This window comes from Rhodococcus sp. USK10, from assembly GCF_019378875.1.
Classification (GTDB): domain Bacteria; phylum Actinomycetota; class Actinomycetes; order Mycobacteriales; family Mycobacteriaceae; genus Rhodococcus_F; species Rhodococcus_F pseudokoreensis.
Genome location: NZ_CP076047.1, coordinates 20,193 through 36,302, shown reverse-complemented (window position 1 = coordinate 36,302; position 16,110 = coordinate 20,193). Strand labels below are relative to the sequence as shown.

16 protein-coding genes and 2 pseudogenes are annotated in these 16,110 nt (G+C 65.0%); 10 read left to right on the top strand and 8 right to left on the bottom strand.

Features of this window, described 5'->3' with window-relative positions; genetic code table 11:
- Positions 1-27: 27 nt before the first annotated feature.
- Positions 28-348 carry a hypothetical protein gene (locus I1A62_RS46965; RefSeq protein WP_374710703.1) on the top strand — a complete coding sequence of 107 codons (321 nt, stop codon included), beginning with the start codon at positions 28-30 and terminating at the stop codon, positions 346-348.
- Positions 349-461: 113 nt separating this feature from the next.
- Positions 462-857 (top strand): annotated as a pseudogene (locus I1A62_RS46960) (protein kinase); the annotation flags it as partial.
- 471 nt (positions 858-1,328) lie between these two features.
- On the opposite strand, the gene I1A62_RS00775 reads toward I1A62_RS46960, so the two are convergent.
- Positions 1,329-2,546, bottom strand: coding sequence for a cytochrome P450 (locus I1A62_RS00775; RefSeq protein ID WP_219453490.1), 1,218 nt, complete (start codon positions 2,544-2,546; stop codon positions 1,329-1,331).
- 520 nt (positions 2,547-3,066) lie between these two features.
- Between I1A62_RS00775 and I1A62_RS00770 the strand changes: the two genes are divergently transcribed.
- Positions 3,067-4,740: an FAD-dependent oxidoreductase gene (locus tag I1A62_RS00770; RefSeq protein WP_219453489.1), complete on the top strand. Its 1,674-nt coding sequence runs from the start codon at positions 3,067-3,069 to the stop codon at positions 4,738-4,740.
- A gap of 837 nt (positions 4,741-5,577) precedes the next feature.
- On the opposite strand, the gene I1A62_RS00765 is transcribed toward I1A62_RS00770, so the two are convergent.
- Positions 5,578-6,618: an NAD(P)-dependent alcohol dehydrogenase gene (locus I1A62_RS00765; RefSeq protein WP_219453488.1), complete on the bottom strand. Its 1,041-nt coding sequence runs from the start codon at positions 6,616-6,618 to the stop codon at positions 5,578-5,580.
- A 107-nt stretch (positions 6,619-6,725) separates the two neighbouring features.
- On the bottom strand, positions 6,726-7,190 hold the full coding sequence (locus I1A62_RS00760) for a MerR family transcriptional regulator (protein ID WP_219453487.1): 465 nt from the start codon (positions 7,188-7,190) through the stop codon (positions 6,726-6,728).
- 189 nt (positions 7,191-7,379) lie between these two features.
- Here I1A62_RS00760 and I1A62_RS00755 point away from each other — a divergent pair, with 189 nt between their 5' ends.
- Both I1A62_RS00755 and I1A62_RS00750 read left to right on the top strand, forming a co-directional pair.
- Positions 7,380-7,826 carry a hypothetical protein gene (locus I1A62_RS00755; protein WP_219453486.1) on the top strand — a complete coding sequence of 149 codons (447 nt, stop codon included), beginning with the start codon at positions 7,380-7,382 and terminating at the stop codon, positions 7,824-7,826.
- Positions 7,827-8,362: 536 nt separating this feature from the next.
- The gene (locus I1A62_RS00750) at positions 8,363-9,031 is read left to right on the top strand and encodes an NADPH-dependent F420 reductase (protein ID WP_219454978.1); all 669 of its coding nucleotides are present in this window, start codon (positions 8,363-8,365) and stop codon (positions 9,029-9,031) included.
- Positions 9,032-9,327: 296 nt separating this feature from the next.
- On the opposite strand, the gene I1A62_RS45575 is transcribed toward I1A62_RS00750, so the two are convergent.
- From I1A62_RS45575 to I1A62_RS00740, 3 genes are read right to left on the bottom strand one after another with little or no spacing between them, the layout of a single operon-like run.
- Entirely contained in the window at positions 9,328-9,693 is a 366-nt protein-coding gene (locus I1A62_RS45575; RefSeq protein ID WP_257890321.1) for a hypothetical protein, read from the bottom strand.
- A complete protein-coding gene (locus I1A62_RS45570) occupies positions 9,662-10,063 on the bottom strand; it encodes a hypothetical protein (RefSeq protein ID WP_257890320.1) in 402 nt (133 codons plus the stop codon). The genes I1A62_RS45575 and I1A62_RS45570 overlap by 32 nt, the downstream gene beginning before the upstream one ends.
- A 10-nt stretch (positions 10,064-10,073) precedes the next feature.
- The gene (locus I1A62_RS00740; RefSeq protein ID WP_257890319.1) at positions 10,074-11,036 is read right to left on the bottom strand and encodes a helix-turn-helix domain-containing protein; all 963 of its coding nucleotides are present in this window, start codon (positions 11,034-11,036) and stop codon (positions 10,074-10,076) included.
- 16 nt (positions 11,037-11,052) lie between these two features.
- Between I1A62_RS00740 and I1A62_RS45565 the strand changes: the two genes are divergently transcribed.
- Both I1A62_RS45565 and I1A62_RS00730 read left to right on the top strand, forming a co-directional pair.
- A complete protein-coding gene (locus I1A62_RS45565) occupies positions 11,053-11,505 on the top strand; it encodes a winged helix-turn-helix domain-containing protein (protein WP_257890318.1) in 453 nt (150 codons plus the stop codon).
- Positions 11,506-11,961: 456 nt separating this feature from the next.
- Positions 11,962-12,207, top strand: coding sequence for a hypothetical protein (locus I1A62_RS00730; protein WP_219453484.1), 246 nt, complete (start codon positions 11,962-11,964; stop codon positions 12,205-12,207).
- Positions 12,208-12,431: 224 nt separating this feature from the next.
- Here I1A62_RS00730 and I1A62_RS45560 read toward each other — a convergent pair.
- Positions 12,432-12,527 (bottom strand): annotated as a pseudogene (locus tag I1A62_RS45560) (DUF4193 family protein); the annotation flags it as partial.
- Positions 12,528-12,708: 181 nt separating this feature from the next.
- On the opposite strand from I1A62_RS45560, the gene I1A62_RS00725 reads away from it, so the two are divergent.
- From I1A62_RS00725 to I1A62_RS00715, 3 genes are all read left to right on the top strand, one after another.
- Positions 12,709-13,056: a hypothetical protein gene (locus tag I1A62_RS00725; RefSeq protein ID WP_219454974.1), complete on the top strand. Its 348-nt coding sequence runs from the start codon at positions 12,709-12,711 to the stop codon at positions 13,054-13,056.
- 654 nt (positions 13,057-13,710) lie between these two features.
- On the top strand, positions 13,711-13,881 hold the full coding sequence (locus I1A62_RS00720) for a hypothetical protein (protein WP_219453483.1): 171 nt from the start codon (positions 13,711-13,713) through the stop codon (positions 13,879-13,881).
- Positions 13,882-14,066: 185 nt separating this feature from the next.
- The gene (locus tag I1A62_RS00715; RefSeq protein ID WP_219453482.1) at positions 14,067-15,350 is read left to right on the top strand and encodes an IS256 family transposase; all 1,284 of its coding nucleotides are present in this window, start codon (positions 14,067-14,069) and stop codon (positions 15,348-15,350) included.
- A 60-nt stretch (positions 15,351-15,410) separates the two neighbouring features.
- Here the strand turns inward: I1A62_RS00715 and I1A62_RS00710 are convergent, their stop codons facing one another.
- Positions 15,411-16,025, bottom strand: coding sequence for a hypothetical protein (locus tag I1A62_RS00710; RefSeq protein WP_219453481.1), 615 nt, complete (start codon positions 16,023-16,025; stop codon positions 15,411-15,413).
- Positions 16,026-16,110: the final 85 nt, after the last annotated feature.

Sequence of the window (16,110 nt, the reverse complement as noted above, 5' to 3'; positions counted from 1 at the left end):
ATCCACGAGGGGAAGGAACTGCTCGTGATGATCGTGGACGACTGGCACCGCATCACCGACCCGACCACACTCTGCGCCATCGATTTCCAGCTCACTAACAGTTGCCATCACCGTCAGGTCGTGGTGACCAGCCGCAGCCGCTCCGAAGTGCCGCACATCCGGTTGCGTGTCCGCGACGAACTGGTCGAGATCGATGCTACAGCCCTCCGCTTCGACGACGAGGAAGCCCGATCCTTCCTCGTTGGCATCCGACGCATCGCCCGGCTGCGTTCGTTCACCGACGGATGGGTGGCCGCCATGCAACTGGCACACTGTCGCTGCGCGGCCGGGACGACCCCACCGAGCTGATCGCACACCTGTCCGGCCGGCATCGCGCGATCGGCGACTACCTCGTCGAGAACGTCCTCAACACCCTCGAACCCGACATCCTCGATTTCCTCCTGCGCACCTCGATCACCGAAAGACCGTCGGTGTTTGTCGAGAGCATCGACCTCGAGGCGGCGGAGCAGGTTTGCGGTGAGGGGCTGACATCGGAGGAACTACTCGACCTAGTGACCGCCTTGGTGGACAAGTCCATCTTGGTGCGGGAGGAGCACGGAACGGCCGTGCGTTTTCGGCTCCTGGAGACCTTGCGTGATTACGGCAGGGAACAGGCGCAACATGCCGGCGAGTATCAAGACCTGCGCAGGCGGCATCGAGACTGGTACATGCGGCTTGCACTCTCCGGTGAGGCGGAGTGGATCAGCTCCCGGCAACTCGAATGGATTGCCAAGTTCGATCGGGAGCAAGCGAACTTGCGTGAGGCGATGGAGTTCTGCGTATCGGACAATCCCGAAACCGGACTGACGATCGCCAGCTTCGCCGGAGTGTGCTCAGCCGAAATCCGGCGAAGCAAGCGAGAGGTTGACGCCTGCAACTTCTTGCCGCATCGGCGCCTCCGATGCCCGCCGCTCGTAGGCGCGTTCATGTTGTTGCTCTTGGGGATTGACCAGACTGCCCCACATGCACCGGAAATCTGTGGATCGTCTGACCGGGATGGGGCGCGATCGCCGATGTCCCGGTGCAAACTCGTACACGGTGCTCTCCGCTCGCCAACATCGGTGGTGGCGACGCGTCTCGCAGACCCATGCCACGATCTCGGGTGAGGTTCGTTTGGCCAGAGATCGTGGCATGGGAACTCGTCCAGATCGGTCAGGCCCGCGGATTCGTATCAGTTGCGCCATGTGGCGTCCCCACAATGTGGCGCGCCCACAATGAATTCTTTCAATCGCCGTGGGGGTGCTGGTGAGCTATCCGTCCGTTCCAGGCGTTGCCGGCAGGACGCCGTGTCAGTCTGTGGGCCATTCCAAGTTGAGTTCGTGGAGTTTCAGTGTGAGCCCACTCGACATACGCGGGGCGGGGCCGTCGGCGATCCAGAAGTCTGGAATTCGGCTGAACCATTCCTCGAGGAAAATATTGAGCTCGAGTTTCGCAAGCCGCATACCGATGCACGTATGCGCGCCCTGGCCGAACGTGGTGTGGCGAGCTCTACGCCGGTCGAAGTCCAACCGCATTGGATCCGGATTCACCGTTTCGTCGAGACCACCGAGCGACGTGACGGCGAGGATGAGATCACCCTCGCGCAGGGTAGCGTCACCGAGCTGGGTGTCGCGTCGCACTAGGCGAGCGATGGACGAGAGTCCGAATCTACGAGCGAATTCCTCGACCGCGACGCCATACAGATCCGGGTTGGCGGCGAGTTCCTCTCGGCAGCTGCGGTCTTGGGCAATGTAGCGCGCAGCAAACGCGGTCATCAGTGCGGTTGTATCCAGCCCTGCGGCAAGGAGAAGAAGACACATTCCCAGGACTTCTTCCGGCGTGAGTGGTTGGCCATTCACCTCCGCCTGGACGAGCGAACTGATGACGTCGTCACGCGGCTCGGCTCGGCGCTCCTCGATATGACCGCTCAGATACGCGGCCATCTGGGCCCATGCCTCTGCTGCGCCGGGCGCGGCCGGATCGGCATCCCTCAGCATCGTGGCCAGACGATCGGCGTCTTCGATCGGGAGGTCGATCATCGTGAGGAAGGCGATGATCGGCATTGCGCTCGCGAAATCAGCCACGAAGTCGCATCGACCCTGTGGTCGCACCCGTTCGATAATTTCGATCGCGATCGCTCGTGCGTTGGCAGCTACTTCGTTGAGCTTGCCGGGCGTGAAGGCCGGCGCCAACAGCTTTCGGTAGTCCGCATGTTCGGGCGGATCGAGCTGAACCGGGATGAACTTGGGAGCGACACCGGTGGGAATGACCAGCTCACTGCTCGAGAACGTCTCGTGTTCGGTCAGGACGCGTTGCAGGTGTTCGTAGCGAGTAGTGATCCAGTGGCCACCGTATCGCGGCGTCCAGAATACGGGCGGGTAGGTGTCCTGTACGTTCTTCCACAGCTGGTGGATATCTTCTTCGCAGTATTTGTCGTGCATGCCCGGAATGTTGTAATGGTCGATATCGTGGACCAACTTGTCATCGACGTGATCCGGAACTGACCCAACGTAGTCGACCGTCGTCATTGGTGAATCTCCTTCTTGGCTGTGTATCGGCTGGGATCGAAACACACCTTTCACACAGGCGTGCGTTCGGTGCATGTCGGGCGACCGATGTCGAAAGGTGGCGCAGTACATTTCGGTACTGAGACGCGCCGGGAGTAGCAAGACAGAATTCCGGTGTCGTGGCCCAGCACCTAAGTGCGCAATTGGGTGGGTTCTGTTCGGCGACTATATAGTTCGAGAACATCGAGTCCGCTACTTGTTGCCCGCCAGCGTGCACGCACGTGTGCGGTGTTGTTCTCGTCGTGCTGTTTGGTGTGACTTGCATCATCTGATGGATGAACTCTGGCCGCCGTCGCCCTCCCTGTCAAGACGATGAGCCCCAGGATGTGCGCGGAGAGTCAATTGGGGCCCTATTTAGTGAATTTAATCGGGCCCTATTTAGTTGATGCAGGCACCGTCTGTTGACTGCTCTGAACTTTCTCTAAATAGTGGGGTATCACTCCCTCTCAATCCAAGTAGTCCCGTCAGGTGGGTATTCGCAATGGTTTACGTCGTCACTCAACCGTGTTGCAACGACGCGTCGTGCGTCGAGGTTTGCCCGGTCAACTGCATTCATCCCACTCCAGACGAGGCCCCCTTCGCTGTGAGTGAGATGCTCTATATCGACGCGCAGACGTGCATCGACTGTGGAGCGTGCGTCGATGCGTGCCCTGTCGATGCGATCACGTCGGGTGATGAGCTACGTCCGGATCAGGACCCTTACTTGAAGATGGCGGAGAACTACTACCAGCGTTATCCGCTCGAGTCTGATGTCCGCACTGAACCTAGCCGTGCCAGTATCTCCGCAGGCAGCGGGAGTTTGCGCGTCGCTGTCGTCGGTTCCGGACCGGCCGCTTGCTATGCGGCTCTCGATTTGACTGCTCGCGCAGGTGTCGAGGTCAACGTGATCGATCGGCTGCCCACGCCATATGGTCTTGTCCGCGCCGGTGTGGCTCCCGACCACCAGCAAACCAAAGCTGTCGCGGATATCTTTCGGGCTGGGCTCGGGCACAAGCGTGCCCGGTGCTGGTTCAACGTCGAGGTGGGCGAGCATGTAAGCCACGAAGAACTCCTCGCACACCACCACGCGGTGATCTACGCGGTCGGTGCGCCCAGCGCCCGCAACCTCGACATTCCCGGAGAGGATCTGCCGGGTTCACACGCCGCGACCGAGTTCGTAGCCTGGTACAACGGCCACCCTGATTACGCTGACCTTACATTCGACTTTTCCGGCGAACGCGCTGTGATCATCGGCAACGGAAACGTGGCACTCGACGTCGCCCGAATTCTGGTCACCGACCCGGAGGAGCTCGCGAAGTCGGACATCGCCGATCACGCAATCGCCGCTCTGCGCGAATCCAAGATTCGGGAGGTAGTCGTGGTCGGGCGTCGCGGTCCCGCGCAGGCTGCATATACCAACCCGGAGCTGCTTGCCCTCGGCCAGATCCCCAACGTCGATATCGTCGTCGAGGGACTCGAGAGTGCCCTCGATTCAGCAGGCGGTGCACTCCTCGACGATCTTGTCGTCGAGCCGCGGATTGCACTGAAGGTTGAGCAGGTCGCGAACTTCGCGAAGCGTCCTCTAACCAAGGGCAATAGACGAATTGTTCTGCGGTTCTGCAGCGTACCTATGGAACTCGCTGGCGATGGCCGCGTGGAGGCCATCACCTTCGATCGCGCCGAACTGGTCAACGCCAATGGTCGCCTGGAAGTGCAGCCGACCGGCTTTGTCGAGAGAGTTCCTACCGGTCTCGTATTGCGGTCTGTCGGGTACCGGGGGAACCCGGTCCCGGATCTCCCCTTTGACGATCAGCGCGGAATCATTCCTAACGAGGCAGGCCGCGTCGTCGACCCTGTCACGGGGGATCCACTGGTCGGCGTATACACCGCGGGATGGATCAAGCGCGGTCCTACCGGAGTCATCGGCACCAACAAGGTGTGTTCCGAGCAAACGGTCGACAACCTTGTCCAGGATTTCTCGGCGGGCCGCCTCACCGAGCCCGTCGCGGATCGAGAGTTCGGTGACCTGGTTTCGCGGCGCCAGCCCAACTACATCGATTTCCGCAGCTGGCAACGGATCGACAAGCAGGAAACGGCCCGCGGGCGTGAAGCGCGCCGTCCCCGCGTCAAGTTCGTCGCCGTTGCTGATCTGCTCAAGGCATCGGCTGCTGTATAGCCGGTGTGGTCACCTGCCGGTCGGTGCGATCGTCTGCGGCCGCCAGGCGCGAGAGCCTCGATCCATGGGGAAAGTTTTTCGGAGAACCGGCATCAGAGCGCACACCGCGCCGGCGGCGTAGAATTCGAGCCTCCAAGTGCCACATGGAGTTGTCGGCGGCCGCAAACCCCGGCAGATAGATACGCCGCCCAGCAACGGAATCCACGATCCCGTGGCCACCCTCGACCATCCTCCGACAATGACCCACAATCAGGCACAGGTTCCCGTTCGGTGCGGTTGGTGACGAGGCCAGGCTGACCGTCCTGGTACCGAAGATGGCACCGTCAACTTGAGTGATAGTCGCAGTGGTGCAGTATTTTTGGGTTCGCCGTATCCCGGCGGTTCGACGACGCCCACGGGTAGGCGCTCGAGGAGAAGGGCAGGCCGGCGCCTCGGTCGGTTCAGGGTTGGCGGCTCGGATGCCGCGGGTTGCCGAGCTTGTTGCCGGGGTCTGACCAACATGCAGATCGTGGACCAGCCCGTCATTTCCCAACGCACCGCCCGGGGGCATGTGAAGCACATCCTGTCCAAGCCGGGGTTCACCGCGCGTACCCAGATCGCGGCCAGGGTGATCGAGTAGAGACAGGGAAGCAGTCGTGGCCGCCCGCCGTCCCGGTTCAACAAAAACGTTCTTGCACAGGGTGATCGGACTCGTGGTGGGTTTTCGGGTCTTATGATGCCCGAGCTGACAGTCGCGAACGCATCGCGGTTAATCGGAACTGGTTCCCTGGGAAAGTTTTGCGGTGTGGTGGTGGGTGAACGCCCGCCGGAACCTGTGTGGCGGGCGTTCACGTGGGGTCAGTTGAGTGTGGTGGTGTCGATGACGAAGCGGTAGCGGACGTCGGAGGCGAGGACCCGTTCGTAGGCGTGGTTGATCTTGTCGGCGGGGATGATTTCGATGTCGGATCCGATGTTGTGGGCGGCGCAGAAGTCGAGCATTTCCTGGGTGAGGGCGATGCCGCCGATCATCGATCCGGCGAAGTTGCGGCGGCCGCTGATCAGGGACATGACGTTCACGTTGAGTGGTTCGGCGGGGGCGCCGACGTTGACGAGGGTGCCGTCGACGGCGAGCAGGCTCAGGTAGGCGTTGAGGTCGATGCCGGCGCTGACGGTGTTGACGATGAGGTCGAATCGGCCGGCGAGTTGCTCGAAGGTGGTGGGGTCGGAGGTGGCGTGGTAGGCGTCGGCACCGAGGCGCAGGCCGTCTTCCTGCTTCTTCAGGGTTTGGGAGAGCACGGTGACGTCGGCGCCGAGGGCGTGGGCGATCTTGACGGCCATGTGCCCGAGGCCTCCGAGGCCGACGATGGCGACCTTTTTGCCGGGGCCGGCATTCCAGCGGCGCAGCGGGGCGTAGGTGGTGATGCCGGCGCACAGCAGCGGGGCTGCGGCGGCGGGGTCCAGGCCTTGTGGGATGGACAGGACGTAGTCGGCGTCGACGACGACGTGGGTGGAGTAGCCGCCCTGGGTGGTGGTGCCGTCTCGGTCGGGGCCGGCGTAGGTGGGGATCATGCCGTTTTCGCAGTACTGTTCGTCACCGTTTCGGCAGTGGGTGCAGTGACCGCAGGAGTTGACCAGGCAGCCGACGCCGACGCGGTCCCCGATCTGGTGGCGGGTGACGTCGGCGCCGGTCTCGGTGACGGTGCCGACGATTTCGTGGCCGGGGACGAGGGGGAAGGGTTGTGGTCCCCAGTCGCCGTTGACGGTGTGGATGTCGGAGTGGCAGATGCCGGCGTACTGGATGTCGATGAGGACGTCGTTGGGGCCGACGTCGCGGCGCTCGATGGTGGTGGGGGCCAGCGGCTGGCCGGCGGCGGGAGCGGCGTAGGCGTGGACACGCATGGGAAATCTTCCTTCTTCTGGGGTGGTCACTGCGGTTGTGAGCGGGGCAGGGCTGAGTGACCGGTGGCGCATCAGTCGAGTGGCGCACCGGGCGTGGTGGGTGGGGGTTAGCGCCTCTTGGTGTTGTGGAGCTCGTCGGCGAGTGCGCTCGCCTCGGCCGCGAGGAGCGCGGCCCGGGGCTCGTCGCCGGCGTCGATCGCGTGCCAGTAGTCGATCTTGATGTCGACGTAGCGTTGGCGGAGCACGATGTGCTGGGCCTCAAGCTCGAGTTGCTGCCGGCGCTCGGTCAGCAGTTCGATCTGCGCGGCGGCGGCCGCGGCCCCATGTTGGCTGTTGGCGACGTACTCCTTCATATCGCTGACCGACATCCCGGTGGCCGCCAGGCATGCGATCCCCAGCAGCTGGCCCAGGTCGTCCTCGTCGAAGACCCGATGCTTACTGCTCTCCCCACGGCTGATCGGCGGGATCACCCCGACCGATTCGTAGTAGCGCAGGGTGCTGGCCGGGAGTCCGGTCAGGGCGGCCGCGTCCTTGATGGTGTAGTCGCGGGGGGTAGTTCGTACAGCACTCACGTCATCGACGCTAAGAACTTCAAGTACTTGAAGTCAAAGGTTGGGTGAGTCACACTCGCGCTCGCGGTCTCCGGTAGATCGGCGCCCACTCCATGGGTGCCTTCACTTCCCGCCGTCGCAACCGCCAATCGGGGTGCCCTCCACAGGGGTGATACCGTTTTGTATAACTGCAGTTGGAGGTGGTGCGCGGTGGCGTTGGCGGATGTGGAGCGGGATCTGCGGGCGATCCCGGCGGAGAAGGAACTGCTGCAGATCAAGTTGCTGCGGGCGGTGGCGCACGCGACGGACAATCAGGTTCCGCAGCGGGTGATCGCGCAGAACCTTGCGGTCACCCAGCCGGAGGTCAGCCGGATCGTGAAGAAGCTGCGGTTGAACCCGTCGGCCCGTGACCGCTCCCCGCGGGAGGTGCTGCTCGAGCACGCGGCGAAGCGGATCGACCACGACCGGATGATGGCCGAGCTGGTGGGCTGGGAGTACACCTTCGGGCACGTGCCGGGCGATGATCCGCTCGGGGAGAGCTATGTGCGGGGCACGTGGGATCAGATCGAACGCTCCCGCGACCTCATGGATGACGACGATTACCGGGTGCTGCGCGCGGCCACCGCGGAGCGGCGTACGCAGGCGAATGCGCGCTGACCCCGCCGCTGTCGCCGCCGACCTCGAGCGTGGTGCCGGCCCGGTGGGATCCTCGACAAGGACGGCCCCTCCGCCTCGATCCACCTGTTCGACCCGGCAGCACGTCGTCGAACCCGGGATGCGATCGTCGACGCCTACCTGGCCGAGCAGACCGACGTCGGGATCGGCCGTCATACTGGCAAGGCTGGCGAACGGAACCGTCGGAGTTCGCCGGAATCTCCTCGAATTCCAAGGGATCGAACTTGGTGCGGGTGGATGAAGTGAGACCTGCCCTGTTCGCGTTGACGCTTTCACCTGCTCGACGGTGACTCGCCAAGATTCGGTTCGGCCACCGTGACACCTGCCGACTGGGCAGATTCGCCGCGGGTCCGACGTATGAGTTGCGCGGCATACCCGGCCGTCTGAGCCGAACTGTCAAGTATTTGAATCAGTTCGAGCTGAACGTGCCCGCGCGGAACTATCCGACGGTGCCGGTTGTTGACGCTTGCAGCAGTTGCGGAGTATCGCGGCACTACGGCGAAGGAGCACAAGGGAACATGCGCATCGGAATCATCGGAGCTGGTCAGATCGGTGGCACGCTGACACGCAGGCTGACTGCGCTCGGTCACGACCTGCGCGTGTCGAACTCTCGCACACCGGACACCCTCGCAGACCTCGAAGCGGAGACCGGCGCGAAGGCGGTGCTGAACACCGAAGCCGCCGAGGGTGCAGACCTGGTGATCGTGAGCATCCCACAGAAGAACGTCGTGGACCTTCCCGCCGACATCCTCGCCGGCGCTGCCCATGGCGCTCCGGTGATCGAGACCAACAACTACTACCCGCAGCAGCGAGACGGATTGATCGCCGGCATCGAAGCCGGTCAGGTGGAAAGCGAATGGGTGCAAGAACGCCTCGGGGTGCCGGTGTTCAAGGCGTTCAACGGAATCTGGTGGAAGCACCTTCTCGAGAAGGGCCTACCGGAAGGGTCGAGCGGCCGGATCGCACTCCCCGTCGCCGGCGACGACGCACTGAAGAAGCAGGTGGTGTTCGATCTGATCAATCAGCTCGGCTTCGACCCTGTCGACGCCGGCAGCGTGGAAGATTCCTGGCGTCAGCAGCCGGGAACCCCGGTCTACGGCAAGGATTTTGATCGGGAAGCGACGTTGCAGGCGCTGGCGCAGGCAACGCCTGAGCGCACTGCGGAGTGGCGTGCTGTGGCGGAGTGAGCGGCCGGTCCGGGCGGCGGTGCCCGAATAGGAAGTCGTCGCTCGGCCAGCTAGTTCTGGTGCGACGCGCGCCGAGGACTGCATCGGTATCGAGACGGCGGGCGCTCGGGCGCCCGTGCCGGTGCACGGTCGGCCGCTGGGCAGCGTGCGGGCGGTACTCATTTCGCGGCGTTGAACGCTCTCTTCGGGTGGTAAACCTGGTCGACAATTCGGTCCCGCTGATTTGGGGTGGGCCTGCCTGGACAACACCACATGACGACCGGCGCTGACCTCGTCAATCACATGATGTGGCGACGTTAGCGTTGTGTCGCGTCGGTCACCAGTTCGGCGACCAGGTCGAGGTCGTCGGTGGTGATGTCGCGCCCGCCGACTGCATGGATCCGTTGAAGCGATTGTGGGCGTTTGCGGGTGAACCACAGATCGACGTGGAGGGCGATGTCCTGCGCGGTGGCGGCGTCGACGGAGCGAATCTGGGCCAGGGCCGCCCGGCGGGTGCTCTCGTCGAGCATCAGGTACACGATGTCGAGCAGGTCGGTGCCCTGCTTGTCCGCCGAACGATTCATCACCGATTGGAGTTTCATCGCGATCAGCGGCCCGGGCTCGGCGACCGGAGTGGTCACCGTAATGCGGTCACCGCTGGCGCGGAGCACCTCGATGGTCATGTCGGTTGCGGTGTCGTTGGCCCAAGCGTGCGCCGAGGCATGAAGGCGGGTCTCCGGGATCGTCGCTGGGGTGGTCGAGTTCGACCTGCCGAACCTCGAGCACGTCGACCTTGACTGCTCCGTACCGGGTGGGCAGCAGGACGGCGGCCGGCTCGACCGGTTCCGCGCCGTCGGCGGCGCGCAGGACCTCGAGCTGGGGGAGGTCGCCGAGAAGTCGGTCGACGAGGTCGAGGTCGACGGTGGCGCGGTAGGGGTTCGACAACCGTGACAGCACGGCGAGGCCGCCGACGATGACCGGTGCCTGGCCGATGAGTATACGAACCTCGATGACACCCGCGGCGACGGCGGCCATCGCATCGCCGACGAACACGACATGGCGGCTACCAGACACGGGTCCACCGATCACCGGGTGTCCAGGCATCGAGGATTTCCCGGCCCCGCCCGAGGTCTTGGGCGAGATCGAGCGCCACGAAGAGTGGATGCGTGAGCGGCCATTCGAGCGGGCTGGTGTCCAGCTCGATCCGGGACTGGACGACCGCGGGAACCGGGGCGACCCGCACGGTGGCGTGCGCGTGCCGGGCGGACTCCGCGGTCCCGAGCAGGGTGCTCGCGCGCCGGAGGATCGAGGGGTCGGGGACGAAGAAGTCGAGGGTCTGACCTTCACGGAATGCGAGGGGTGCACCGTATGCGGCGGCGGCGGAGTCGGTCAGTGCCCACCCGGGCCCGTCGAGCGCGTCGAGACCGAGCCGGAGCGTTCGTTGCAGGTTGGTATCGCCCGGGGTCGGGGGCTGCGCCAGATGAACCCGCGGGCCCGTCCACCGGTCGGCGACCTGCCAGAACAGGTCGGTGCCGACCAGAGCATTCCTCTTGTCGAGGAGGCCGTCTCGTCGCAGGGCGGCGAGAATCTCCGAGACCGTGCTGGGGGAACGGCCGACCTCGCGCGCCAACCCGCGCACCGTGCCGGCTCGTTCGGGGTGCAGCAGCATGGCGGTGGCGACCTCGAGCCCGGCCTTGCCGACGAGCGCCTCGGACCGTGCAGCGCGTTCTGTGACCGGCCGTACGTCGGCGTCGATCACCAGGCGGCCGGTGCGCAGCGCGAGTCGGCCACGCAGGTCGAGGTAGCCGCCGTGGTGGCGGATAAGTACGGTGCGGGCCGCGTCGGTCACCCGGTCGGCCACAACAAGCAACGGTGTGGACGCGGCCGAGGTAGTTGAGGGCGGGACTTCGGTGAGCAGTCGCTCGGCAACGTCGTCGGTGACCAATGTGCGGAACTCCACCCGGATCGGCACCGCCACGCCGTCCGGATCCACGACAAGACTGGCGCTGCTCCCGGATGCAGTCACGGGCGGGCGGACCTCGATGTCCAACTGCGCGAAGGCATCGAATTCCGCGCGAGAGCACCTCCTGCGGCTGGACCGGCTGCGGCTGATCGACAAGGCGCAGAACGAGGGTTTCACGCTGCGCCAGATCGCTGATCTGCTGGAAATCTCGGCAACGCAGGTCCACCGGCTCGCGCAACGGGTCCTGCAGCAGCCCGCCGAACTCGAGTACACCCCGCGGGAGGTGATTTACCAGCGCTCGGCCGGGGTGATCACCGATGACGAGATGATGGACACGCTGGTGCACTGGAACTACACCTACGGCTCCGTACCCACCGACGGCGGCCAGCAGGTGGACGCGTACGCCAAGGGCAGCTGGGACGACGTGCGACGGGCGTATCGGCGGGGTCTGCTCACCGACGACGAGTGGGACATCCTGTTCGATGCCACCCGCACCGCACGGCAGGCGCAGCGCGCTGCGGCCCCAGGGTGAGCGTGGCCGGAGAACCACTGCGCGACACTGTTTCTCGGCAATTGGTGCACCTGGGGGAGCACGGGCAGCCGCTGCACCCCGACAGCGGCCTCAGCACCCTCGACCTGTACGCGAATGATCGCCGGCGATGGCACCAAGGATGAGGGCGGCGACGGCGAGACCGGATCCGGTGTCTATTCGCGTCCGCCGGTAACCGGCCGCCGACGACCCGTTGCCGAGTGGTGGGGTGGGGTCTCCGGCCGCGGCGCGCAGCCGCGGTCCGCGGGGGCCGGGTTTGTGGACCTCGCGCGGTGTCGGTGACGACCTTTACGCTGACGGTTGCACGATGGCAGTTGGTGGCGATGAAGTGACGCGGACGCTGTGTCCACGGCCGTGGACGGTTGCCACCGGTGCCGGATCAGTTGAGGACGGGAGATTGGCATTCATTCGCACAGCCAGGGCCTTTATCTTGCGGAGATGACTCGTGCCACTGAGAAGGCTCGCACGCTGGAGCGTGTGCAGTGGGCGTTCGTTGCCGTCGCCGGTGCCTGTGCGGTGCTCCATCTCGTGTTCGGCGCGTGGTGGTGGTATCTGGCGATGGTCTTCGCGGCGGTGTCGGTTGTGGCGGCGATTTTTCACGTCCGGGTGGTGCGAAGGGGGTTGAAGGCGTCCCGCTCCTTTCGTGCGGTCGGTTCGACGGATTCGCAGCACCTGGAGGGCTGAAGTCGGCCTCGTCAGAGGTGGTGAAGGAGATCCGAGCATCCCCAACCGGAATCCGAACCCGGGCCCGGGTTCGGCTGCGCGGGCACCGGGTCGAACACCGGGGAGAGTGACGGCGCCGCGCCGCCGGGCGGATGAGTTCTGCCGGATGTCGGGTGTGGGGATCGCTTGTGGTGAGGTGCCCGGAGGGATGAGGGGTCCCGGCAGGCCCGGGTGGGTGGCCGGGTGCAGTACCGGCAGAATAGCTGCGCCGGGTCGGCAAGGAAGCTTCGATGGTGGACGAGGACGCTACTGGTGCAGGTGAATTCGTCCGTCTGTGTGGGATTAGGTCCGGAACGTGGCTGCTGGACATCCCACTCACCGCACGGCTGCTGTCCGGGCGTGCGCGAGTGGTGACGTGGCCGGTGCCGGTCGATTGTGCGCCGGTGATCCGGGTTCTTCGCCATACCGCCCGTGATGACATTTCTGGCTTACGGTGTCGGTATGAGAGGTGACGAGGCTCGCGTGGCCCGGGCTTTTGCGGGGTGGTTGTCGTCTCGGGGGTGGACGGTGCGTACGGAGGTGGATGTCGTCGACATCGTGGCCGAGAGGAACGGCTACCGGCTCTACGTCGAGGTGAAGGCTGCGTCTACGGCGCCGGGGTTGGATGTCGATACCGCGATCGGGCAGTTGGTTCGGCGGATGCCGAGTGAGGCGGATCGGTCGGTGTCGTTTGCGTTGGTCGTGCGGGACGAGCCGGGGTCGGTGGAGGCGGCGGTGCGGGCGCCTCAACGGGTGCTGGATCTGTTGGGGATGGCGCTGTATGCGGTCGATGAGGACGGTGGTGTGCGGCAGCTCTTCGGCCGCGTGTGACGACTGCCCTGGGCACGATCGGGACGGTCAGCGGTGTGGAGAGGTCATCGCCCGGCCCGGGAGGGCGGGTCGTGCCGTGGATGGACGGTAGCTCACCTACTGGGGCGGTGAGGGGATGGTGAGGCACCGGTGCCCCATGCTGGTTTGCCGTTGCCGTTGCCGTTGTCGTTGTCGTGGGCGTCCCGGTCGTTCATGCGGTCGGTGCCCGTGTGTTGGTGCACGCGCTTGCTCGCGTGCTCTACCCGGGGCCGGGGGCTGGGAGACTTCCTTCCATGCAGCAGCTTCTCGCCGATCACGAACCCCTCGTCACCGTGGTGATGGTTGTGGTCGTGATCGCGCTCGCCGCTGCCGCGGTGTGGACGATCTTTTGCTGACCGGCACGGTGCCAGGCGGTGTCGGTGCGGTGCGGTGCGGTGCGGTGCGGTGTGGCCGGCTGGGTGTACGCCGACCATCTGAGGTGGCGACGGTGATCCGGGCGGCGGGGGCGCGCGATGCGGCGAGCGGTCGTGCCCTGGCCGCTGCACTGTTGACCAGCGGAGACGGCATGCCCCCTTCCACGAGTCATGTGGTCGCGCATGCTGCGCGGCGAGCGGCCGTCTCGACGTGCCGGGGTGGCACGATTCCGACGGTGGCTCGCTCGGGCGGGATGAGATCGTGAGCGACCGGACGGCAGCCGACCTTGAGCGTGAACTCGCCATGCTCGCCGTCGTTCGTCATCGTCTCCGGGCCTCGGAGGGCGAGAATGTCCGTCTCTCGACCACCGCCGTCGATCAGGTTCTCGACGAACTGGGCAGCCTCGCACGATCGCCGCAAAATCCGAACTGATCCGCGCAGTAGGCGGGCGGGCCGAGACGACACGTCGTCCGCTGGTGCCTCGAACGCAACGGCGCTCGACCATCATGCCGGCACAATGACCGCCGGGTGCTGTGGTCGGTCTGCCCCAACAGTGGAGGGAGTACGCATCGGGACTGTAAGAACAACGGTGTAACTCTGAAAGGAGATGCACCATTATGACTGATGTGATTGATCGTGAGGCCGAATCGAACTCGGCACGTGTGGGTGTCAGCGATGCGCGGCTGCAGGAGTTGGTGGATCAGGCCCGGGCCGACGGCTTGCAGCTCACCGGTGAGGGTGGGTTGCTGGCGAAGTTGACCAAGCTGGTGGTCGAGTCTGCGCTCGAGGGTGAGATGGACGATCACCTCGGCTACGGCAAGAATGACTCGGTCGGGCGGGGAAGCGGCAACTCCCGTAATGGCAGACGCGCCAAGACCGTGTTGACCGAGGCCGGGCCGGTCGAGCTGGAGGTGCCCCGCGATCGGGAGTCGAGTTTCGAGCCGAAGATCGTGGCCAAGCGGCAGCGGCGGCTGACCGGGGTGGAAGACATGGTGATCTCGCTGTCGGCCAAGGGACTGACGACGGGTGAGATCTCCGCGCACATGGCCGAGGTGTACGGCGCCGAGGTGTCCAAGCAGACGATCTCGACGATCACCGAACGGGTGATGGACGGCATGCTCGAGTGGCAGAACAGGCCGCTGGACCCGGTGTATCCGGTGCTGTTCATCGACTGCATCCACGTCAAGATCCGCGACGGCAACGTGGCCAACCGGCCGATCTACGTCGTGATGGGGGTGACCGTGGACGGCACCCGCGACATCCTCGGATTATGGGCCGGCGAGCACGGCGACGGGGAGGGGGCGAAATATTGGCTCCGGGTGTTGTCGGAGCTGAAAAATCGTGGTGTGCAGGATGTGCTGATCGTCGTGTGCGACGGTCTCAAGCATCTGCCCGACTCGATCGCACAGGTGTGGCCGCAGACCATCGTGCAAACCTGTGTGGTCCACCTCCTCCGGAACACCTACGCCTACGCCTCCCGCAAGGACTGGGCCGAGATCGCCAAGGACCTCAAACCGGTGTACACCGCGCCGTCGGAGCAGGCCGCGCTGGACCGGTTCGCCGAGTTCAGCGACAAATGGGAGAAACGTTATCCCGCGATCATCCGGATGTGGACCAACGCCTGGGCCGAGTTCGTGCCGTTCCTGCAGTTCGACCACGCCATCAGGCAGGTCATCTACACGACCAACGCCATCGAGAGCGTCAACGCCCGAATCCGCAGAGCTGTCAAGGCCCGCGGCCACTTCCCGACCGAGGCGGCGGCCCTGAAATGCGTGTTCCTGGCCATCATGAGCCTCGACCCCAAAGGCACTGCCCGCCAGCGCTGGTCCAACCGTTGGAAGGCAGCACTGAACGCCTTCGAGATCACCTTCGACGGACGCCTGTCCGCCGGACGAAAGTAGCTAAAAATCAACCAGTTACACCGTTATCTGGACAGACCCTACGCATCCCGTCGCGCGAGGCTATCTCGGTGGTCTGTCGAACTTTTTCCACTCGTGTGCCCAGTGCCGCAGCCGGTTTCGGTGGAACAGGGTGTGTGCGAGTGCGGCGGTGAGGAGGACGGTGCCGGCGGTGAGTGCCCAGAGGCCGCAGGCGGCGGTCACCGCGAGGACGGTGTTCTCCCGGCTGTCGGGGATGGGTCCGGTGAGGTTGCCGTCGGCGTCGACACTGATGGTGACGGTCTGGCCGGCCTTCGCCGGGGTGTCGGTGGGGACGGATCCGGTGCGTTCCCCGTGGGGTGTGGTCCAGCGGGCGCGGGCGGTGTTCTGGGTGCCGGCAGGGCGAATCGCGTACTCGGGAATGTCGGGGGCGAGGTAGGTGTCCTCGACCAGGACCGCGGGGACGTGGTGGACGGCGGCGCGCAGCGTCTGGGTTTGCTGTTCGAGCCGGGTGTGGGTCGCGGTGCCGAAGGCGGCGGCGACGGGGATCAGCAGCAGAACCACAGTGGCGGTGAGCAGCATGAGGGTGGCTTCGACGCGGTCGCTGGGGCGCATCAGGTGGTTGCGGCTCCACGGGCGCAGCCGCCACCACCGGATCGGTGCGGCTACGGGCACCGGTGCCGGTTCCTCCCGACGCATGGTCACCTCCAACGCGATTGCACTTCCCCATTCCTTCGATTGTGCGTCGGAATCCGACGCGGCGTTTCTGACGCGTTGCTCCGCG